Here is a 21,311-nt window from a genome sequence, read left to right as displayed (position 1 = left end):
GACGCATCTCTGCCCCCTTCTCCCCGTGCGGAAGGGGCACGCCCTATGGCTTCGCTGGGCCCGTTTCACAGGCGCAGGGGCCGGGGCTGGCGCCATGCGGTCAAAATACCCGAGACGACTGTGATTTCGGAGTGAAAAACGATGTGTGGAGCTGAACTGAAAAACCTGCCCGAGGGCGTGCAGCGCGTGGCTGCAGCGCTCGAATCCCTGGGCCACCCCCACCGCCCGCAGATGCTGGACGACGCCGCGCGCACCGCGCAGCAGGCGGCAGAAGCGCTGGGCATTGCCGTGGGACAGATTGCCAAGAGCATCATCTTCCGCCGCAAGAGCGACGACGTGGCCGTGCTGGTGGTCACCTCGGGCGACCGGCGGGTGGACGAGAAAAAGGTGGAGGCCCATGTGGGCGGCAAGATCGGCCGCGCCGATGCCGACTTTGTGAAGAGCCGCACGGGCTTTTCCATCGGCGGCGTATCGCCCGTGGCGCACGCCACGCCTCCTGTCACGCTCATCGACCAGGACCTGCTGCGCTTTGAAGTGGTGTGGGCCGCCGCAGGGCACCCGCATGGTGTGTTTGCACTGCATCCCAGCGATCTGCAGCGCCTGACGGGCGCCCCGGTGGTGGATGTGGTCCAGGCCCCGGTCGCGGCATGAATGCTATTGATTTGCTAGCTGCTAAGGCAACTCAGTTGCGCGCAGACGGCCATTTTGACCATGAAAATGCCGAGCCCGTGCCCTCTCCCTGCATCTCGGTGTGCCGCATGTCCCCCGACCGCAGCCACTGCGAAGGCTGCTTTCGCACGCTGGACGAGATCCGCCTCTGGTCGTGCGCCGATGGCAACCTGCGCCGGGGCATCTGGGGGCAACTGCTCGGCCGTGCAGGCATTGGCCTTGAGACACCCCCCTGAGCGGCTTCCCTCGTCCGGGACGCGCCCGTTTTATGCCCGGTGGGCCGCCGCGCAATGACATGGAGAGCTGACATGAAGCACATCACCTTCTACCTGGACTTTGTCTCGCCCTATGCCTGGCTGGCGTTTGAACGCCTGCCCGAGGTGCTGGAGGGCCTGAGCTACAGCGTGGCCTACCAGCCCGTGCTGCTGGGCGCGCTGCTGCAGCAGCACAGCAATCCCGGCCCGGCGGGCATCGTGCCCAAGCGCGCCTGGACCTACCGCCACGTGACCTGGCTGGGCCACGCGCAGGGCACGCCGCTCTCGATGCCCGCGCGCCACCCGTTCAATCCGCTGCCGCTGCTGCGACAGGCTCTGGCCTGCAGCGACGATGGCCGCATCAACCGCTTTGTGGCGGGCACCGTGCTGCGCCACGTGTGGCAGGGCGGGCACGATGCGCTGGATGCTGAGCGCCTGGCTGCATTGGCGGCCGAGCTGGCCGATCAGATCCGCCCAGGGCAGGACATGCACAGCGACGGCCCCAAGGCGCTGCTGCGCGCCAACACCGAGGCCGCGCAGGCGGCGGGTGTGTTTGGCGTGCCTGCGTTCGCAGTGGATGGCAAGATTTTCTGGGGGCTCGACAGCCTGCCCATGCTGCGCGCCTACCTCGATGGAGACACATGGTTTGATGGCCCGGGCTGGGATGCTGTCAGCCAGCTTCCATCGGGTTTACCCGCGAAGTCGTGAGCTGTTTCCGGATGCTGAAAGGGGTGCTGCGGGTTTCACCCTAAGTTGTCAGAGAGCGGTCAGTTTGATGAAAGCTCTTGTTGGTTTCGCGTCAGAGCGTGGTCAGTGCAATCTCCAAGAATGCGTACAGCCCGCCGCAGCGCGGTCTGAATAACCAACAGGAGACATTCACCATGGCTACAGTCCATCCCGCACCGCGGCCGATGACGCCCGAAGAGCGGAAGGTCATCTTCGCTTCGTCGCTCGGCACTGTTTTCGAGTGGTACGACTTTTACCTCTACGGCTCGCTCGCGGCCATCATTGCCAAGCAGTTCTTCAGCGGTCTGGATGCCGGCTCGGCGTTCATCTTCGCGCTGCTGGCGTTTGCCGCGGGCTTCATTGTTCGCCCCTTCGGCGCCATCTTCTTCGGCCGCCTGGGCGACATGATCGGCCGTAAGTACACCTTCCTGGTCACCATCCTGATCATGGGCCTGTCCACGTTCATCGTGGGTATCCTGCCGACCTACGCGTCGATTGGTGTAGCCGCTCCCATCATCCTGATCGTGCTGCGTCTGCTGCAGGGCCTGGCCCTGGGCGGTGAGTACGGTGGTGCCGCCACCTACGTGGCCGAGCATGCTCCGCACGGCCGCCGTGGTGCCTACACCGCCTGGATTCAGACCACCGCAACGCTGGGCCTGTTCCTGTCGCTGATGGTGATCCTGGGCACCCGCACCATTGTGGGTGAAGAGGCTTTTGCAGACTGGGGCTGGCGCGTTCCGTTCATCGTGTCCATCGTGCTGCTGGCCATCTCTGTGTGGATTCGCCTGGCCATGAACGAATCGCCTGCATTCCAGAAGATGAAGGCCGAGGGCAAGACCTCCAAGGCCCCACTGAAGGAATCCTTCGGCGAGTGGAAGAACCTCAAGATCGTGATCCTGGCACTGGTGGGCCTGACGGCTGGCCAAGCTGTGGTGTGGTATTCGGGCCAGTTCTATGCACTGTTCTTCCTGACGCAAGCGCTGAAGGTGGACGGCGCGACGGCCAACATCTTCGTGGCCATCTCGCTGCTGATCGGTACGCCTTTCTTCATCGTGTTCGGTTCGCTGTCTGACAAGATCGGCCGCAAGCCCATCATCCTGGCAGGCTGCTTGCTGGCCGCGCTGACCTACTTCCCCGTGTTCGGCGCACTCACCAAGGCGGCCAACCCCGCCCTGGCTGAAGCCCAGGCCAAGAACAAGGTTGTCGTGGTGGCAGACGCCAACGAGTGCTCGTTCCAGTTCAACCCCACCGGCACCGTCAAGTTCACCAGCTCGTGCGACATCGCCAAGCAGGTGCTGGCCGGCGCTTCGGTGAGCTACGAGAACGCCCCTGCCGCAGCAGGCACCCCTGCTGTGATCAAGATCGGCGAAACCGCCATCACCGGCTACAGCAGCAAGGGCCTGCCCGCTGACGAAGCCAAGAAGAAGGACGGCGAGTTCAAGAAGGCCGTGGCCGATGCTCTGAAGGCCGCTGGCTACCCCACCAAGGCGGACCCCGCCCGCATCGACAAGGTCATGGTCATCGCGATCCTGGTCTACCTGGTGCTGCTGGTGACCATGGTGTACGGCCCGATTGCCGCCATGCTGGTGGAAATGTTCCCGACCCGCATCCGCTACACGTCCATGTCCCTGCCGTACCACATTGGTAACGGCTGGTTTGGCGGCCTGCTGCCCACCACGGCGTTCGCCATCGTGGCCCAGACCGGCAACATGTACAACGGCCTGTGGTACCCCATCATCATCGCCGGTGCCACGGTGGTGATTGGTGGCCTGTTCATCAAGGAAACCAAGGACGTGGACATCTACGCCAACGACTGATTCGTGATGCCCGACCGGTGACCCTGTGGGGTTGCCGATCGGCACCGACCGGTGTGCAGGGCCCAACCCGCAAGGGGCGGGCCCTGTGTTCCATCAAGGGGCTTGTGCCGCGCACCAGTACAACCGATAACCCTGCGTGTCAGCAGGCCCCTTGATTGAACAAACCCATTCCCAAGGACCCAAGGAGATTGTTATGTGGAAGATTGTTGTTGGCTTCGTTCTGTTCGCAGCGCTGTCGATGTACGTGATCATCGTGGCGGGCGACAAGGCCGACATGGGCGGTGAAAAACACGGCGCCGATGCCGTGCACGCGCCAGAGGCCCCTGCCAGTGCGGCCGCACCTGCATCTGCGCCGGTGGCAGCTCCCGCTGCGGCGCCTGCTGCTCCAGCTGCTCCTGCCAGCGCACAGTAAGCGTTCCGCCGCATGGCCTGCAGGTGCCTGTGTGGCGCCTGTCAACCAGCCATGACGGGACACAAAAAAGCCCGGTGCATTCGCCCCGGGCTTCTTTTTTGGTGGCGCCGCTGCGCCGTGTTTTGGCGCGTCAGCGGCTTGGTGCCTCAGCGCTTGAAGCGGCCATCACTGCCGATGATGGAAAGATCGGCAAACACCAGGCCACTGTGGTCGGTGGGGCTGTAGCTCAGCTCTACCCCGCCCAGGTCCCACTTCTTGATGCTCTCCAGCCCCGCATGCAGCTTGGCGCGGTCTGGCTTGGGGCCTGCGCGCTTGAGTCCTTCCACAAGCACCTTGGCGCTGACAAAACCTTCCACCATGGCGGGGGTGAGGTCCGCAATCTTCTTGGCGCGCGCCAGTTCCATGGCCTCCTTGACGACGGGGTAGTTGAGTGAGCGCTCAGAAGGGAACACCTGGGTGACCACCACACCCCGCGCCTGGTCGCCCAGCAGTTTCACGAAGCCGCCCGATGCGTTGTTGGACAGCGTCACGATCTGCCCGTTGACGCCTGCGGCACGCAAGGCCTTGATGCCATCTACCACCGCCGCACCGGTGCCGATGAAAACAACGGCCTGCGGCTGCTTTTGTGCCACCCGGGGTGCGATCGCGCTGTAGTCGGGCTTGGCGCGGTCAAACTTTTCGATGAAGAGGGCGTCCAGCTGGTTGGCCTTGAAGCCGGACTGCGCACCCGCAAGGCCATCCGCACCAAAGGTGTCGTCCACATGCACCACACCGATGCGTTTGATGCCCAGGGTGTTGAGGTGGGTGATGGCCTTTTCTACCTCGCGTTGGTAGGGCGCCCGTACGTTGAAGATGTACTTGGGCACCGGCTGGTGCAGCACCATGGCCCCGGTGGAAGGGCCGACCAGCGGCACGCCGTGCTGCTCCAGCAGCGGCATGATGCCCTGCGTGTGGGGCGTGCCGCGTGTCATGAACAGGCCGATCACGCCCTTTTCTTCTATCAGTGTCTTGGTGTTCTGCAGCGTGAGCTTGGGGTCGAACTTGTCGTCCAGCGAAACCACCTCGACCTTCTGGCCGCCCACGCCGCCTTTGGCATTGATGTGGTCGATGTAGAGGGCGGCGCCCTGCATGGACTCGGCCACCGTGGCTGCGGCTGAGCCGGTGATGCCCACCGTCTGGCCAATCAGGATCTGTGCGTGGGCGGAACCGATGCCCAGGGTGGCGGCCAGGGCGCAGAGCGCGCCGGCCAGGCCAGTTTTCTTCATGGGGTTGTCTCCTGCGTGTGGAGCGCCCGAGTGTAGGGACGCCCCCGCGCGGGACAACTGTAAAAACGCGTAGACCTAGCGCCCAGGCGCTCAGCGGCGGAAGCGCCCGTCCGTGCCGATGATGGACAGGTCGGCAAAGTCCAGTCCGGTATGGTCCTCGGGGCTGAAGTTCACCTCCAGCCCGCCCAGGTCCAGCTTCTTGATGCTTTCCAGCGCGGTCTGGATCTTGTCGCGGGTGGGCTTGGGGCCTGCGCGCTTGAGGCCTTCCACCAGCACCTTGGCGGCGGCAAAGCCTTCCAGCATGGCGGGGCTGATCTCGTTGAGCCCCTTGGTTTTGGCCAGCTCCTGGGCTTCCTTCACCATCGGGTAGGTCACGGCCCGCTCGTTGGGGAACACCTGGGTCACGATCACGCCCCGGGCGTTGGCACCCAGGCTCTTGATGAAGCCGCTGGAGGCGTTGTTGGACAGCGTCACGATCTGCGCGGCCGAACCCGCTGTGCGCAGGGCGTTGGTGGCGTCCACCACCGCAGAGCCCGAGGCCACCATCAGCACCGCCTGCGCATCGGCTTTGGCCACCTTGGCGGCAATGGGGGCGAAGTCGGGCTTGGCGCGGTCGAACTTTTCGGACACCGCGGCGGTCAGCTTGGCGGCCGCCAGGCCCTTCTGTGCGCCCTGGATGCCGTCGGCGCCAAAGCTGTCGTCCGCATACACCAGCGCCACGCGGCTGATGCCCATGGAGGCCAGGTGGGTGATCGCCTTTTCCGCCTCGCGCTGGTAGGTGGCGCGCACATTGAAGATGTATTTGCGCACGGGCTGGTGCAGCACCATGGCGCCCGTGGACGGTGCCACCAGCACCACGCCGTGTTTGTCCAGCAGCGGCAGGATGGCTTCGGTGTGGGGTGTGCCCCGGTTGAGGAACAGGGCAGAGACGTTCTTGTCTTCAATCAGCGTGCGCGCGTTTTCCGCTGCCAGCTTGGGGTCGAACTTGTCGTCCAGGGAGATCAGCTCGATTTTCTGACCGTTGACACCGCCTTTGGCGTTGATGGCGTCGATGTACAGCCGGGCACCGTCGGTGGTCTCCTTCACCCCGGCCGCCACCTGGCCGGAAAACCCGGCGGTCTGGCCGATCAGGATCTGGGCGTGGCTGGTGCCGCCCACGGAAAGGGCCAGGGCCAGGCCGGCCCACAGTGTTTGCCATTGCTTCATGGCTGTCTCCTCTTGCTGGTGTCTTGTTGTCGCGGTGAAGGGGCAGTCTATACGCATGCCCCCGGGGCGCCAAAGGGGTTTGTCCGAGTGAAATACCCTTTGCAGCGTGGGTTTTTGTGCCTTGTCAAACCCCGTCGCACTGCCCTGCGGGGGTAATCGCCTGGCGCATACGCGGGGCTCCGGGCGTCCCTAGAATGTTCTGCCTCACACCCGAAAGACCGCCTCCATGACCCAGGGACAGATCCGCATCCGTGGCGCACGCCAGCACAACCTCAAGAACCTGGATCTGGACATCCGCACCGGCGAACTCACGGTGGTCACGGGCCCCAGCGGCTCGGGCAAGTCCAGCCTGGTGTTCGACACGCTCTATGCCGAGGGCCAGCGCCGCTATGTGGAAACCTTCAGCGCCTACGCGCGCCAGTTCCTCGACCGCATGGACAAACCCGCCGTGGACAAGGTCGAGGGTGTGCCCCCGGCCATTGCCATCGACCAGACCAACCCCGTGCGCTCCAGCCGCTCCACCGTGGGCACGATGACGGAGCTGAACGACCACCTCAAGCTGTTGTTCGCGCGTGCGGGCCAGCTCTTTGACAAGCAGACCGCGCAGCCGGTGCGCCACGACTCGCCCGAGACCATTTATGCCGAGCTGCAGCAGCGCAGCGCCGAGGCGGGCGACCCACGTATCGTCCTGACCTTCCCGGTCGAGCTGCCTGCCAACACCAGCGCTGAGCAGGTCGAGCAGTGGCTGTCCGCCAGCGGCTTCACCAAGGTGCAGGCCGAACGCGAAGTGGCCACACCCACCGGCCCGCGCAAGGTGCTGGATGTGGTGGCTGACCGCTTCCGCCTGGGCAACGCCGAGAAGGCTCGCGTGATCGAGGCGATCGAGGTGGCCCTTAAGCGCGGCACCGGGCGCTTGAATGTGTACCGCCTGGTGGATGAAGGCGAGCCCGAGCTGTGGCGCTTTTCGACAGGCTTGCATTGCCCCGACAGCGACCTGCGCTACAGCGACCCCATCCCCTCGATGTTCTCGTTCAATTCGGCCGTGGGCGCCTGCGACAGCTGCCGGGGCTTTGGCCGCGTGATCGGGGTGGACTACGGCCTTGTCATCCCCAACGACAAGCTCACGCTGCGCGCGGGCGCCATCAAGACCATCCAGACCCCCGCATGGCAGGAAGCGCAGGACGACCTCATGCGCCACGCCGAGGCCGCAGGCATCCCGCGCGACACGCCCTGGTACAAGCTGACCGATGACCAGAAGAAATGGGTGATCGGCGGCGCCCCTGGCTACAAGGACGGGCAGTGGAGCAAGCAGTGGTACGGCATCAAGCGCTTCTTTGAATACCTGGAGAGCAAGGCCTACAAGATGCACATCCGTGTGCTCTTGTCCAAGTACCGCAGCTACACGCCGTGCCCCACCTGCGCGGGTGCGCGCCTCAAGACCGAAAGCCTGCTCTGGCGCATCGGTCGCAAGGAAGACGCCGACGCGGTGCTGGAGCCCGGCAAGCGTTTCCTGCCTGAGGGCGTGCAATGGTCGCGCGAGCAGCTCGAAGCGCTGCCCGGCCTGTGCCTGCACGACCTGATGCTGCTGCCCATCGACCGCCTGCGTCGGTTCTTCGACCGCATGCAGTTGCCGGTGGGTGACGACGCCAAGGGCGGCGATGCCCAGGCGCTCAAGCTGCTGCACGAAGAAATCACCACACGCCTGCAGTACCTGTGCGACGTGGGCATCGGCTACCTCACGCTCGACCGCCAAAGCCGCACGCTCAGTGGCGGGGAGGTGCAGCGCATCAACCTCACCACGGCGCTGGGCACCAGCCTGGTCAACACCCTGTTTGTGCTGGATGAACCCAGCATCGGCCTGCACCCGCGCGACATGCACCGCATCACCGAGGCCATGCTGCGCCTGCGCGATGCGGGCAACACACTGGTGGTAGTCGAGCATGACCCGGCGGTGATGCTCGCGGCCGACCGCATGATCGACATGGGCCCCGGCCCCGGCCGCCTGGGCGGGCAGATTGTTTTTGACGGCACGACAACCGACCTGCGCCAGGCCGACACGCTCACGGGCGCCTACCTGGGCGGGCGCAAGCATGTGGGCTTCGGCTTCAAGCGCATGGTCACCGAATCGACCCCGCGCCTCATCCTCGAGGGCGCGCGCGAGCACAACCTGCAGAACGTGTCGGTGGAGTTTCCGCTGCAGCGCCTGGTCACGGTGACGGGCGTGAGCGGGTCGGGCAAGTCGAGCCTGATCCAGGACGTGCTGGCCCCCGCGCTGCTGCGTCACTTCGGCAAGGCCACCGACAGCCCCGGCGCGCACGACCGCATGCTGGGCGCCGACCACCTGTCGGACGTGGTGTTTGTGGACCAGTCGCCCATCGGCAAGACCGCGCGTTCCAACCCCGTGAGCTATGTGGGCGCGTGGGACAGCATCCGCGAACTCTTCGCAGTAGCGCCGCTGTCCAAACAGCGCAGCTACACCGCTGCCAAGTTCAGCTTCAACAGCGGCGACGGGCGCTGCCCGACCTGCGGCGGCTCGGGCTTTGAGCATGTGGAGATGCAGTTCCTGAGCGACGTGTACCTGCGCTGCCCGGACTGCGACGGCAAGCGCTACCGGCCTGAGATTCTGGAGATCACCATCGAGCGCGGCGGCAAGACGCTGAACGTGGCCGATGTGCTGGCCCTCACCGTGGCCGAGGCGGCGGCGGTGTTTGCCAACGACCGCGACGTGATCCGCGCGCTGCAGCCCATCGTGGATGTGGGGCTCGAATACGTGGCGCTGGGCCAGCCGGTGCCGACCTTGTCTGGCGGTGAGGCGCAGCGGCTCAAGCTGGCAGGCTTCCTGGCCGAGGCGGCGAAGACAGCCTCCAAATCCCGCCAGGCCGTCGCACGCAAAGGCACGCTATTCCTGTTCGACGAGCCCACCACCGGCCTGCACTTTGATGACATTGCCAAGCTCATGCGTGCGCTGCGCAAGCTCATCGATGCGGGGCATTCGCTCATCGTCATCGAGCACAACCTGGACGTGATCCGCGCGAGCGACTGGCTCATCGATCTGGGGCCGGAGGGCGGCTATGCAGGCGGCCTGATCGTGGCCGAGGGCACGCCCGAGGACGTGCGCCAGCACGCCACCTCGCACACCGGGCAGGCGCTGCGCGACTACGAACTGGCGCTGGGCGTGGGCGGCCATTCGGTGCACGAAAAAGCGGCGTTGCTACGAAAAAGAGAGCTGTCGGGGCAAGATGGAAGCGCGCAGGAGGCCAAAAATGCCATTGAAATCGTCAACGCCAAGGAGCACAACCTCAAGAACCTGAGCGTGGACATCCCGCGCGGCAAGTTCAACGTGGTCACAGGCGTGAGCGGCTCGGGCAAGTCCACGCTCGCGTTCGACATCCTGTTCAACGAAGGGCAGCGCCGCTACCTGGAATCGCTCAATGCTTATGCGCGTTCCATCGTGCAACCCGCCGGGCGTCCTGAAGTGGACGCGGTCTACGGCATTCCGCCCACCGTCGCCATCGAGCAGCGCCTCTCGCGCGGCGGGCGCAAGTCCACCGTGGGCACGACCACCGAGGTGTGGCACTTTTTGCGCCTGCTCTACGTCAAGCTCGGCACGCAGCACTGCACCAAGGACGGCGCGGCCGTGCAGCCGCAAACGCCCGAGAGCATTGCCGCGCAGTTGCTCACCCAGTTCCGCCGCCAGCACATCGGCCTGCTCGCGCCGCTGGTGATGAACCGCAAGGGCGTCTACACCGAGCTGGCCGACTGGGCCCGCCCGCGCGGCTACACGCACCTGCGGGTGGACGGCAATTTTTTGCCGACCACCAACTTCCCGCGCATTGACCGTTTCAAGGAACACACCATCGAGCTGCCCGTGGCCAGCCTCGATGTGTCGCCCGAGAACGAGGCCGCACTGCGCTCCGCGCTGGCCGATGCGCTCACGCACGGCAAGGGCGTGGTGCACGTTCTCTCAAGCATTGCAGGCCTGCGCGAAGCCATGGAGGGCGGTCAGCCCACGGCGGGCATTGGAACGCTGCAGGCGTTTTCCACCAAACGCGCCTGCCCCGTGTGCGCCACCAGCTATGCCGAGCTGGACCCGCGCCTGTTCAGCTACAACAGCAAGCACGGCTGGTGCCCCGACTGCGTGGGCACGGGCGTCAAGCTCACCAAAGACCAGCGCAAGGTGTTTGACGACTCGGTGCAGGACGACAAGGAAAAAGGCCGCGAGCAGACCTTTGCCGAGCCCGAGGTGGAAGACCTGGCCGATGCGGCCTGCCCAACCTGCAGCGGCACCCGCCTGAACGCCACGGCCCGCGCGGTGCAGTTTGCAGGCGTGGGCATCACCGACATTGCTGCGCTGTCCGTCACGGACGTGCGCCGCTGGGTGGAGACCTTGCGCGTGGAAGGCGGCATGACAGCCCGCGAGGCCGACATCGCCCGCGACCTGGTGCCCGAGATCCAGAGCCGCCTCGAATTCCTCGAAGAAGTGGGCTTGGGTTACCTCACGCTGGACCGGGGCGCGCCCACGCTCAGCGGTGGCGAGGCGCAGCGCATCCGCCTGGCCGCGCAGCTGGGCAGCAACCTGCAGGGCGTGTGCTACGTGCTCGACGAGCCCACCATTGGCTTGCATGCGCGCGACAACCAGATTTTGCTCAACGCCCTGCACAAGCTGGGCGACAAGGGCAACACGCTGGTGGTGGTGGAGCACGACGAAGACACCATCCGCCGCGCCGACCACATCATCGACATTGGCCCGAGCGCGGGCAAACGCGGCGGGCGCCTGGTGGCGCAGGGCTCGGTGAGCGACCTCACGGCTGCCGAAGATTCGCAAACCGGCCGCTACCTGCTGCACGCGATGAAACACCCGCTGCAATTGCGCCGCAGCATGGTGGCGGGCGAGATCAGCGCCGAGGCCACAGCCGCCTTCGCTCAGGCCGAGGCGGCAGCGCCCACTGGCCGACAAAGCGCGGCGGTGAAGAAGCGCGCTGCCCAGGCCGCTGCGCTAGCCGCCGATGCACTCACCGAGGCCAAGGAGCGCGCTGCGATGCGCTGGCTCACCGTGCATGGCGCGCAGCTGCACAACCTGCAGAACGTGACGGCCACCGTGCCACTGCACCGCCTGGTGGCGGTGACGGGTGTGAGCGGCTCGGGCAAGTCCACCCTGGCGCGCGATGTGCTGCTCGCCAACGTGCAGGCCTGGGTGCAGCAGCGCAGTACCAAAGCCGGACGCGATGCGATGGACGCGGGTAAGGCGCCGCCCTTGGTCGGTTGCACGGGCCTGTCGGGCTTCGAGAGCATCGACCGTGTGCTCGAAGTGGACCAGACGCCCATCGGCAAAACGCCGCGTTCGTGCCCTGCCACCTACATCGGCTTCTGGGACACCATCCGCAAGCTGTTTGCCGAAACGCTGGAGGCCAAGGCACGCGGCTACGCGGCCGGGCGTTTCAGCTTCAACACCGGCGAAGGCCGCTGCCCCAGCTGCGAAGGCGCGGGTGTGCGCACCATCGAGATGAGCTTCTTGCCCGACGTGAAGGTGCCCTGCGAGACCTGCCACGGCGCGCGCTTCAACCCCGAAACGCTGGCCGTGACCTGGCGTGGCAAGAGCATTGGCGATGTGCTGCAGATGGAGGTGGACGAGGCGGTGGACTTTTTCGCCACTATGCCCAGCATCGCGCACCCGCTGCAACTCCTGAAGGACGTAGGCCTGGGCTACCTCACCCTGGGCCAGCCGTCGCCCACATTGAGCGGCGGCGAGGCGCAGCGCATCAAACTGGTGACCGAGCTGACCAAGGTGCGCGACGAGGTGGGCCGCCGGGGCCAGAAGGCGCCGCACACGCTGTATGTGCTCGATGAGCCCACCGTGGGCCTGCACATGGCCGATGTGGACAAGCTCATCCGTGTGCTGCACCGCCTGGTGGACGGCGGCCACAGCGTGATCGTGATCGAGCACGACCTCGATGTGATCGCCGAGGCCGACTGGATTCTGGACTTGGGTCCGGAGGGTGGCAACGCCGGTGGCCGCATCGTGGCGGCCGCTACGCCCGAAGAGGTGGTGGCTGCGGGCACGCACACGGGCAAGGCGCTGGCTCCGGTGCTGGCGCGCTGAGGCGCTGAGCACAGGGGGCGACGGGCGCACAGCCTCGTCGGCCCCCGTCCTACGCGCAGCGCGGAACATGGCGCACGCCGCCTGTGGGGTGGGCTTCCTACGATGGGTTGCAGGGGACTTGCTCCCCAGCTTCTCTTCACATTCAAGGACGCCATCACCATGAATACGCTTCATTTCTTCAAGACCTGTACCGCCCTCGCCGCCACCTCGGTGCTGCTGGTCGCCTGTGGCGGCGGCAATGACGACGACCCCACCCCCAGCAACGAGCCCGGTGTGCTGACCGTGAGTGGCGCGACCCTCGACGGGCTGAACGGCGTGTACGGCAACGGCGCGCTCAACCTCACCGAGGTGGACAAGAAAAACCCCATCGGCTCGGTGCCAGAGCTGTGCACCTTCCGCTTTGACGGTGCCAACAAGGTGGGCTCATCCGCCACGGCTTTTGGCGACATTCGTTACCGCCCCGATGCCACCAGCCTGCACCAGGTGTTCCTGACATTTGACGGCAAGGAATACGCAAGCGGCGAAGCCACCGACACCGCCGTGGTGCGCGAGAGCGATCAGGTGCGGTTCACCGGCAAGACGCTGACGGCCACCGATGGCTCCGGCGCCACACTGCGTGTGAGCGGCATCGTGCCGATGCGCCCCAACCGCCCCCTGGGCTGCTGAGCCTGCATTTCGACTCTCCCATTGCGTGCCTCCCTCCCCGGCCCTTGCGGCCGGTTCAGTCCCTGCTGCGAGAGCGGCAGGGGCTTTTTTTGTGCTGGCGGCGGTGGGCCCTGCGGGTAACCCTGGGGGGGCTCCGCACGCCCACATGCCACGCGATACCGGTGTGTGCAGAAGCCTCCGAGCGGCACAATGGGGTGGTGCGCGCGCGGCGCTGTGCCCGTGCTGCGCTCCATCCGCCGCCGCCTATGCCCGCACAACCCCCTGTCCCGTCCACCGTGGTGTGGCTGCACCCCGAAGCACCGACCAAGCCTGCCGAAGGCGCACCCTGCAACGGTTGTGGCCTGTGCTGCCTGGCCGAACCCTGCCCGCTGGGCGTGCTGGTGTCGCGGCGCCGCAAGGGCGCCTGTGTGGCCCTGCGCTGGAGCGATGCGGACCAGCGCTACTGGTGTGGCATGGTGGCCGACCCGGGCGGCGTGATGGGGTTCACCCAGCCCTGGGCGGTGCGTGCGATGTCGGCCCTGGCGCGGCGCTGGATCGCGTCGGGCATCGGCTGCGACGCGCGGCTGGATGTGGAGCCGCCGTCTGCCGGGTAGATGTGGATTGCTATCAAATATATAGCAATAAAGGCTTGATCATCAGGCGGTAGCGGCATTTTTTGCTTGAAAAATGGCACGCCGCGCCAGGTGGATCCCCGCCAGCATGCAGCGCACCGACCCACCCGCCAGCTCAATGGTGGGCACGGCCAGTGGCAGCAGCGCGGCGCTGCGTTCGATCACGGCCTTCTGTGTGGGCGACAGGCTGGCGGCCGCGCGTGCTGACATTGCCAGCACCCGGCCTTGTGTGCCCTGCAGCTCCAGCGCGTTGCCTGCAAATTCGCCGATCTGCCAGGGGCTCAGTGCGATCAGCTCCCGCCCCGTCTCGCGCAGCCGCGCGCGCACGGCGTGGCGACGCGCTGGGTCGGTGATCAGGTCAAAACCGCCCAGCGCAAAGTCGGTGCCCACGCACAGCATCACATTCGTGTGATAACAAGGGCGGCCCTGGGCGTCGGCCGTGGCAAAGGCCATGGGCTCGTAGTTGAAGTGGGTGCAAAAGCGCTCCAGCGCCACCGGGTCGGCGCGGTGGGATTGCGCGGTGTAGGCGATGCGGTGGATGTGGTCGAGCACCATCGCTCCGGTGCCTTCCAGAAACATGCCATCGGCCTCCAGCCCCGAGTAATCAATCACGTCCTGTACGCGGTACTCGATCTTGAGCAACTCGATCACATCGCTGCGCCGCTCGCGGCGGCGGTTCTGCGCATACATCGGATAGATAGCCACATGCCCGCCCGCGTGGGTGGAGAACCAGTTGTTGGGGAACACCGCATCGGGCGTGTGGCGCTCGCCCCGGTCGTCGAACAGGTGCACACGCACGCCAGCGGCCTCCAGCGCCGCAGCGGCGGCCGTGACTTCGTCCCACGCCTGGCGCGCAATGTCTTCAGCGGCCAGGCCGGTGGCGCGGGCCTGAAAGCTGTTGTCTCCGGCGGTTTCGGGGTTGGGGTGGAAGTGGTGGGGGCGCACCATGACAACGGCGCAGGGGGCTTGGGCAGAGGTGGGCATGGTGGGGCAGGGCGCAGCAAAAAAGAGCCGGTGAAAGAAGAGAAGGCCCCATTCTCTGAACAGCCAGCGCTATTCAATAGCGCCAGGATTGTTCAAAATGCGCTGAAAATTGCCGATCTGCCAATTGCAGTCCCCACTATGACCAAACTCGACGACACCGACCGCGAAATCCTCAGCATCCTGCGCGCTGATGCCCGTACGCCCGTGGCCACCCTCGCGCAAAAGCTGCGCGTGTCGCGCGGCACGGTGCAAAACCGCCTGCACAAGATGGAGGAGAGCGGCGTCATCACCGGCTACACCGTGCGCCTGCGGCCCGATTCAGAGCCCCAGCGCATCCGCGCCTGGATGAGCATTGCGGTGGAGGGCAACGCAGCCCCCGCCGTGATCCGCGCACTGCGCGGGGAGCCCACGGTGGGCACGCTGCACACCACCAACGGCCGCTGGGACATCGTGGCCGAGGTGCGTGCCGAGAGCCTGGAGGCGTTTGACGCCGCGCTGGGGCGCATCCGCCTTACGCCCGGCATTGCCAATACCGAAACCAGCATCCTGTTGTCCACCTACAAGGCGTGATGCGTCCCCGTCTGTGCACTGGCGCAAGGGCTGCGCGCTGGCGCCTTGGTGACATCGGCTAGGGGGTTTCCGCATGCCCTCGCGGTACGGGCTGCAGTCCAATGGCGAAGTCTTTGTTTTGCTTTTTCAGGAGCCTGCCATGCAACGTCGCCAGATCATCCAATGGGGAGCCGCCAGCCTCGCCGCCCCCGCATTTTTGGCGCAGGCCCAGAGCTTTCCCAACAAGCCCATCAAGCTGGTCATCGCCTTCCCGGCCGGGGGGCCCACCGACATCACCATGCGTGCGCTGGCCGACAACGCCAGCAAGATCCTGGGCCAGCCCGTGATCGTGGAGAACAAGCCCGGTGCTGGCGGCACATTGCCCGCACAGCAGCTGCAAACTTCTCCAGCCGACGGCTACACCGTGGCGCAGATCCCGCTGGGCGTGTTCCGCCTGCCCTACACCACCAAGATCAACTGGGACCCGGTCAAGGACATCAGCTACGTGCTCAACGTCACCGGCTATGCGTTTGGCCTGGTGGTGCCTGCCGACTCCCCACTCAAGACGTGGACACACTTCGTGGCCTGGGCCAAGGCCAACCCGGGCAAGCTGAGCTATGGCTCCACCGGCACCATGACCAGCCCGCACCTGACGATGGAGCTGATTGCGCAACAGCTGGGCCTGGAGCTGCTGCACGTGCCCTACAAGGGCAGCGCGGATCTCATGCAGTCCATCCTGGGCGGGCAGATCATGGCGGCGGCCGACTCCACCGGCTTTGCGCCGCAGGTCGAGGCGGGCAAACTGCGCGTGCTCAACACCTGGGGCGCGGAGCGCCTGGCCAAGTTCCCCGATGCGCCGACGCTCAAGGAGCTGGGCCTGAACCTGGTGCAGAACTCGCCCTTTGGCATCGGCGCGCCCAAGGGCACGCCCGATGCGGTGGTCAAGCGCCTGCACGATGCCTTCAAGCAGGCCATGGAGCAGGACAGCTACAAGACGGCCCTCGCCCGCTACGACATGGTGCCCATGTACATGAGCACGTCGGCGTACAAGAAGTTTGCGCAGGACACCTTCACCCGCGAGAAGGCGCTGGTCGAGAAACTGGGCTTGGCCAAACCAACCTGAGGCCACGCCCTTCGGAGGGGGCAATGCGTTCCGTGTGATGATCCGCAGCATTGAACGGAACTCACACACGATATGGCATCCCCCTCCGACAGCATCAGCATGGCCCTGTTCTGCGACTTTGAAAACGTCGCCCTGGGCGTGCGCGATGCGCAGTACGAAAAGTTCGACATCAAGCCCATCCTGGAGCGCCTGCTGCTCAAGGGCTCCATCGTGGTCAAGAAGGCCTATTGCGACTGGGAGCGCTACAAGGGCTTCAAGGCCACCATGCACGAGGCGAACTTCGAGCTGATCGAAATCCCGCATGTGCGCCAGTCGGGCAAAAACTCGGCCGATATCCGCCTGGTGGTGGACGCGCTGGACCTTTGCTACACCAAGTCGCACGTCAACACCTTCGTCATCATCAGCGGCGACTCGGACTTCTCTCCGCTGGTCTCCAAGCTGCGCGAGAACAACAAGCAGGTGATCGGCGTGGGCGTGAAGCAGTCCACGTCCGACCTGTTGATCGCCAACTGCGACGAATTCATCTTCTACGACGATCTGGTGCGTGAAAACCAGCGCGCCCAGGCCCGCCGCCAAAGCCCTGGCAGCAACCCACCACCCGCGCCCCGCCGTAGCCCCGAGGAGGAACGCAGCCGCAAGGAAAGCCAGGACGCGCGCCGCACCCAGGGCGTGGAGCTGGCCGCCGAGACCTTTGAAGCCTTGCTGCTGGAGCGGGGCGACACCGGCAAGATCTGGGCCTCCGTGCTCAAGGAGGCCATCAAGCGCCGCAAGCCCGATTTCAGCGAAGGCCGTTATGGCTTTCGCACCTTTGGAAACCTGCTGGAAGAAGCGCAGGCGCGTGGGCTGCTGGAGTTTGGGCGGGATGAAAAATCGGGTGCGTATGTGTACCGCAGCCATGGTGGGCCGAGCGCCCCAGTCGCGCCTGCACGGCCTGAAGGGGCTGGTGAGCGCACCGGCCAGAGCGGAGCCACACGACACGATTTCCATGCGGTGGCGACGGCACCCGATCTGCGTTCTGACAACAGCGAAGGGCAGGGCGCACAGGGCCGCAGCCGAGGGCGTCGTGGTGACGGGGCGGACCGCGCAGATCGTGCAGAAACGCGCCCCGCGCAGCGCAACGAACACTTTGAGCCCGAGCAGGCCGATGCTCCCGCTGAGCGACCAGCCAGCCGCTACTTCAGCCAGCCCGTTGCTCCTGAAGCGGTGCTGCCAGAGCCGGTGATCGACACCAGCGCGCCGCAAGCGCTGCGCTCCGAAGCAGAAGAGGGCGCGGACACCCCGGAGGTCAGCGCATCCACCGAGGCCGACCGATCCGAAGCCGTAGCCCCTCGCCGCAGCCGCGCACGCAGTGGAGACAGCGCAAAGCCTGGCGCCAGCACCCGCAAGGCCGCCACGCCCCGTGCACGCGGTGCGCGTGCTGGGGGTGATGCGGGTGAAGCGGTCCATGCCGAACCTCCCGCCGCCGTGCCTGAGGCCTCTGCTGCGGAGGCAGAAGGCACCACGCCCGCCAAGGCCCCCGCTGCCCGTCCCCGCAGCCGGGCCCGCAAACCGGCCGCCAAGCCCGCCGAGTAAAGGCTACCGGCCTGCGGCGGTCGCAGAGCGCCGCAGCGCCAGCCTTTCGCGCACTTCTTCGTAGCGGGGTGGCGTGCAGCCTGCCCGCTCCACGCAGTGGCTGGCGCTGGCCAGCGCATGGTGCAGCACGGCGCGCAACCGGGCTTCCGCGATGGGCGCCACCAAGCCCCCCGCGCGCAGGGCCAGTGCTTCTTCCCCCCGCTCAGGCCCGGCCAGCAAGGCGGTGATCAATCCCGCCAGAAAACAGTCGCCCGCACCCACCGTGTCCACCACCGTGATCGGTGCCTCTTCGCGCGCATGCACGGCCAGCCCATCACGCTGCAGCAGCCAGGCACCCTCTGGCCCCAGGGTCAGGGCAAGCCATTGCGCCTGTGTTTGCTCCTGCAAATAGTGGGCGCGTTCCAATGCGTTGGCGCCTGGCACAGCCAGCGCCTCCAGGTCGTCGTCGCTCACCTTGATGAGGTGGGCGTGCTGAAGGGCAGCCATCACGTTGGCGCGGTAGGCGTCAGCATCGTCCACGGCCGACAGGCGCAGGTTGGCGTCCACCACCACCATGCGGCCCGCTGCGCGCTGCGCTGCCAGCCAGGGCTGGTAGATGGCGGCGTCCTGCGCCACCAAAGCCAGGCAGCCCGTGGCCACCACCTGCAGGTCGGGCAACGCAGCGCAGGCGGCCGTCAGCGCTGCGGCCGTCACCTGGCGGTCGGCCACGCCATCGCGGTAGAAGCTGTAGCTGGCCTTGCCCTCGGCGTCCAGCACGGCCAGCGCCAGCGCACTGGGCGCGCGCACCGGCGTAGGCGCTGCCAGGGCCACGCCCGCATCGTCCAGGCCACGCGCCAATTGCCGCCCCAGCATGTCGCCCGATAGCGGGTTGAGGTACTGCGTGCCCACGCCCTGCAGGCCCAGCGCGCGGGTGAGGTTGTAGACCGCGCCGCCCGCGCAGGGCTTCAGGCGGCCATCGGGCTCTTCGATCAAGTCAAACAAAGCTTCGCCCGCCGTGGCTACGCGCAGCGGCGGTGCGGTGGGTGCGCTGGAGGTGGGGGCAGAACTGGCGGACTGGATAGGGAAAACCATAAGTAAATCCACTTGATTTATTAACTTGTCGGCCACTATAGTTCGATCCCATCCACCCGACAAGAGTGGTTCACCTGCCAGCCGCGCAGCACAGGGCCGACAGGAATCTGCCATCCCAACACCCGGAGACAACGCCATGCAACGCACCCCCGCTTTCGCGCTTTCTGCCCTTGCCCTCACCGGCGCCCTGGCCTGTGGCCTGGCCCAGGCACAAACGTCCGAGCCCGTCATCGGCCTCATCACCAAGACCGAGACCAACCCCTTCTTCGTGAAGATGAAAGAGGGCGCCACGGCCGAGGCCAAGAAGCTGGGCGCCAAGCTGGTGTCGGCAGCAGGCAAGACCGACGGCGACAACGCGGGCCAGGTCACGGCCATGGAGAACCTGATCGCCGCAGGCGCCAAGACCATCCTCATTACACCCAGCGACGCCAAAGCCATCGTGCCCGCCATCAAGAAGGCGCAGGCACGCGGCGTGATGGTGATCGCGCTGGACAGCCCCACCGAGCCCATGGATGCGACGGACGCGCTGTTTGCCACCGACAACTACAAGGCGGGTGAGCTGATTGGCCTGTACGCCAAGGCCGCCGCTGCGGGCAAGAAGCCTGTGATCGCCACGCTGGATCTGTTCCCCGGCCACCCGGTGGGCGCGCAGCGGCACAACGGATTCTTGAAGGGCTTTGGCCTGCAGGCCAACGATGCCAAGAGCAACGAGCTGTCGCGCCCCGCCGAAGTGGTCTGCATGGCCGACAGCTTTGGCGACCGCGCCAAGGGCCAGACCGGCATGGAAAACTGCCTGCAGAAGAACCCCGACATCAACATCGTCTACACCATCAACGAGCCCGCCGCCGCCGGTGCCTACAACGCGCTCAAGGCCGCAGGCAAGGAGAAGAACGTGCTCATCGTCTCGGTGGACGGCGGCTGCGCGGGCATTGCCGACGTGGGCAAGGGCGTGATCGCCGCCACCAGCCAGCAGTACCCGCTGCGCATGGCGGCGATGGGCGTGGCGGCGGGCGTGGAATACGCCAAGACCGGCAAGAAGGTCAGCGGCTACACCGACACCGGCGTGACGCTGATCGCTGCCAAGCCCATGGCGGGCGTGGACAGCAAGGATGTGAAGACCGGCACCGACCTGTGCTGGGGCGCCAAGTAAGAGCCGCTCTCAAAACTCTTCTGGCGTAGTTGCTGCGTCTTGTCGTACTACCGTACTACCGTACTGCCTGCGACGCAGCGCCTAGCCAGAACCGCTTCGCTGAGTTTTGCGATCGGCTCTCAACCGACAACTGCTTTTTCTGAGCGCCACTTTTGTCCACCCGCACGGAGCCGCCATGTCCTCGTCCGCTTCCAAACTACCGCCGCTGGCCACGCTGGGGCCTTTCATCGCGCTGATCCTGGCGTGTGCGTTCTTTGCCACGCAGAGCGAGCGTTTTCTGTCGGCGCAGAACTTCGCGCTCATCCTGCAGCAGGTCATGGTGGTGGCGGTCATCGCCATCGGCCAGACACTGGTCATCCTCACGGCGGGCATTGATCTGTCATGCGGCATGGTGATGGCGCTGGGCGGCATCGTCATGACCAAGATGGCGGTGGACTACGGCCTTTCGGCCCCGGTGGCGATTGCGTGCGGCATGGCGGTGACTATGCTGTTCGGCCTGATCAACGGCCTTTTGGTCACCAAGATCAAGCTGCCGCCCTTCATCGTCACGCTGGGCACTCTCAACATCGCGTTTGCCGCCACGCAGCTGTACTCGGGCGCGCAGACCATCACCGACATCCCTGCGGGCATGACCGCGCTGGGCAACACCTTTCAGCTGGGGCAAACCGCCATCGTCTGGGGCGCGGTGCTGATGCTGGTGCTGTACCTCGTCACCTGGTTTGCGCTGCGCGAGACCGCGCCGGGCCGCCATGTGTACGCCGTGGGCAACAGCCCCGAGGCCACGCGCCTTACCGGCATTGCCACCGACAAGGTGCTGCTGGGCGTGTACGTGCTGGCGGGCCTGTTCTACGGCATCGCGTCGCTGCTGTCGGTGGCGCGCACCGGCGCGGGCGACCCGAACGCGGGGCAGACCGAAAACCTCGACGCCATCAGCGCCGTGGTGCTGGGCGGCACCAGCCTGTTTGGCGGGCGCGGCGTCATCCTTGGCACGCTGGTGGGGGCGCTGATTGTGGGCGTGTTCCGTAACGGGCTCACGCTGATGGGCGTGTCGTCGGTGTACCAAATTCTGGTCACCGGCATCCTCGTGATCCTGGCCGTGGCCACCGACCAACTCTCGCGCAAAGGAGTGCGTTGAT

General features: G+C 66.0%; 17 protein-coding genes. 13 read left to right on the top strand and 4 right to left on the bottom strand.

Features of this window, described 5'->3' with window-relative positions:
* Positions 1-141 precede the first annotated feature (141 nt).
* The 5 genes from ACSQ3O_RS23210 to ACSQ3O_RS23190 all read left to right on the top strand — a co-directional run bounded on the left by ACSQ3O_RS23210 (position 142) and on the right by ACSQ3O_RS23190 (position 3,878).
* Positions 142-651 (top strand): YbaK/EbsC family protein, encoded by a 510-nt coding sequence (locus tag ACSQ3O_RS23210; RefSeq protein ID WP_436140625.1) that lies wholly within the window; start codon positions 142-144, stop codon positions 649-651.
* Complete coding sequence (locus ACSQ3O_RS23205; protein WP_436140624.1) at positions 648-905, top strand: DUF1289 domain-containing protein; 258 nt, start codon at positions 648-650, stop codon at positions 903-905. Before ACSQ3O_RS23210 ends, ACSQ3O_RS23205 begins: the two co-directional genes overlap by 4 nt.
* Before the next feature lie 72 nt (positions 906-977).
* A complete protein-coding gene (locus tag ACSQ3O_RS23200) occupies positions 978-1,631 on the top strand; it encodes a 2-hydroxychromene-2-carboxylate isomerase (protein ID WP_436140623.1) in 654 nt (217 codons plus the stop codon).
* 173 nt (positions 1,632-1,804) lie between these two features.
* A complete protein-coding gene (locus tag ACSQ3O_RS23195) occupies positions 1,805-3,466 on the top strand; it encodes an MFS transporter (RefSeq protein ID WP_137747771.1) in 1,662 nt (553 codons plus the stop codon).
* Positions 3,467-3,659: 193 nt separating this feature from the next.
* Positions 3,660-3,878 carry a hypothetical protein gene (locus ACSQ3O_RS23190; RefSeq protein WP_137747770.1) on the top strand — a complete coding sequence of 73 codons (219 nt, stop codon included), beginning with the start codon at positions 3,660-3,662 and terminating at the stop codon, positions 3,876-3,878.
* 146 nt (positions 3,879-4,024) lie between these two features.
* On the opposite strand, the gene ACSQ3O_RS23185 is transcribed toward ACSQ3O_RS23190, so the two are convergent.
* On the bottom strand, positions 4,025-5,143 hold the full coding sequence (locus ACSQ3O_RS23185; RefSeq protein ID WP_137747769.1) for an ABC transporter substrate-binding protein: 1,119 nt from the start codon (positions 5,141-5,143) through the stop codon (positions 4,025-4,027).
* Between the two features lie 90 nt (positions 5,144-5,233).
* Complete coding sequence (locus tag ACSQ3O_RS23180; RefSeq protein WP_436140622.1) at positions 5,234-6,349, bottom strand: ABC transporter substrate-binding protein; 1,116 nt, start codon at positions 6,347-6,349, stop codon at positions 5,234-5,236.
* Between the two features lie 226 nt (positions 6,350-6,575).
* On the opposite strand from ACSQ3O_RS23180, the gene uvrA reads away from it, so the two are divergent.
* The 3 genes from uvrA (at position 6,576) to ACSQ3O_RS23165 (ending at position 13,708) form a co-directional block, all read left to right on the top strand.
* Complete coding sequence (uvrA, locus tag ACSQ3O_RS23175) at positions 6,576-12,449, top strand: excinuclease ABC subunit UvrA (RefSeq protein WP_436140621.1); 5,874 nt, start codon at positions 6,576-6,578, stop codon at positions 12,447-12,449.
* 159 nt (positions 12,450-12,608) lie between these two features.
* Complete coding sequence (locus tag ACSQ3O_RS23170; RefSeq protein WP_137747766.1) at positions 12,609-13,115, top strand: hypothetical protein; 507 nt, start codon at positions 12,609-12,611, stop codon at positions 13,113-13,115.
* A 245-nt stretch (positions 13,116-13,360) separates the two neighbouring features.
* Positions 13,361-13,708, top strand: coding sequence for a hypothetical protein (locus tag ACSQ3O_RS23165; RefSeq protein WP_436140620.1), 348 nt, complete (start codon positions 13,361-13,363; stop codon positions 13,706-13,708).
* 42 nt (positions 13,709-13,750) lie between these two features.
* Here the strand turns inward: ACSQ3O_RS23165 and ctlX are convergent, their stop codons facing one another.
* On the bottom strand, positions 13,751-14,710 hold the full coding sequence (ctlX, locus tag ACSQ3O_RS23160) for a citrulline utilization hydrolase CtlX (protein WP_436140619.1): 960 nt from the start codon (positions 14,708-14,710) through the stop codon (positions 13,751-13,753).
* Positions 14,711-14,848: 138 nt separating this feature from the next.
* Here ctlX and ACSQ3O_RS23155 point away from each other — a divergent pair, with 138 nt between their 5' ends.
* From ACSQ3O_RS23155 to ACSQ3O_RS23145, 3 genes are all read left to right on the top strand, one after another.
* Positions 14,849-15,280: an Lrp/AsnC family transcriptional regulator gene (locus ACSQ3O_RS23155; protein ID WP_298457002.1), complete on the top strand. Its 432-nt coding sequence runs from the start codon at positions 14,849-14,851 to the stop codon at positions 15,278-15,280.
* Positions 15,281-15,419: 139 nt separating this feature from the next.
* Positions 15,420-16,382: a Bug family tripartite tricarboxylate transporter substrate binding protein gene (locus ACSQ3O_RS23150; protein WP_298457000.1), complete on the top strand. Its 963-nt coding sequence runs from the start codon at positions 15,420-15,422 to the stop codon at positions 16,380-16,382.
* Positions 16,383-16,454: 72 nt separating this feature from the next.
* Positions 16,455-17,954, top strand: coding sequence for an NYN domain-containing protein (locus tag ACSQ3O_RS23145; RefSeq protein ID WP_436140618.1), 1,500 nt, complete (start codon positions 16,455-16,457; stop codon positions 17,952-17,954).
* Between the two features lie 3 nt (positions 17,955-17,957).
* Here the strand turns inward: ACSQ3O_RS23145 and ACSQ3O_RS23140 are convergent, their stop codons facing one another.
* Positions 17,958-19,025: a PfkB family carbohydrate kinase gene (locus tag ACSQ3O_RS23140; protein ID WP_436140617.1), complete on the bottom strand. Its 1,068-nt coding sequence runs from the start codon at positions 19,023-19,025 to the stop codon at positions 17,958-17,960.
* A gap of 136 nt (positions 19,026-19,161) precedes the next feature.
* Here ACSQ3O_RS23140 and ACSQ3O_RS23135 point away from each other — a divergent pair, with 136 nt between their 5' ends.
* Positions 19,162-20,175, top strand: a complete 1,014-nt coding sequence (locus tag ACSQ3O_RS23135) for a sugar ABC transporter substrate-binding protein (RefSeq protein WP_436140616.1) — start codon at positions 19,162-19,164, stop codon at positions 20,173-20,175.
* Between the two features lie 175 nt (positions 20,176-20,350).
* On the top strand, positions 20,351-21,310 hold the full coding sequence (locus ACSQ3O_RS23130; RefSeq protein ID WP_436140615.1) for an ABC transporter permease: 960 nt from the start codon (positions 20,351-20,353) through the stop codon (positions 21,308-21,310).
* The last annotated feature ends 1 nt before the right edge of the window (position 21,311 follow it).

Origin of the sequence: Acidovorax sp. LjRoot74, assembly GCF_964254355.1 — a bacterium.
Classification (GTDB): domain Bacteria; phylum Pseudomonadota; class Gammaproteobacteria; order Burkholderiales; family Burkholderiaceae_C; genus Acidovorax.
Note: the sequence above shows the minus strand (reverse complement) of the source record. Positions and strands in the feature narration are given on the sequence as shown.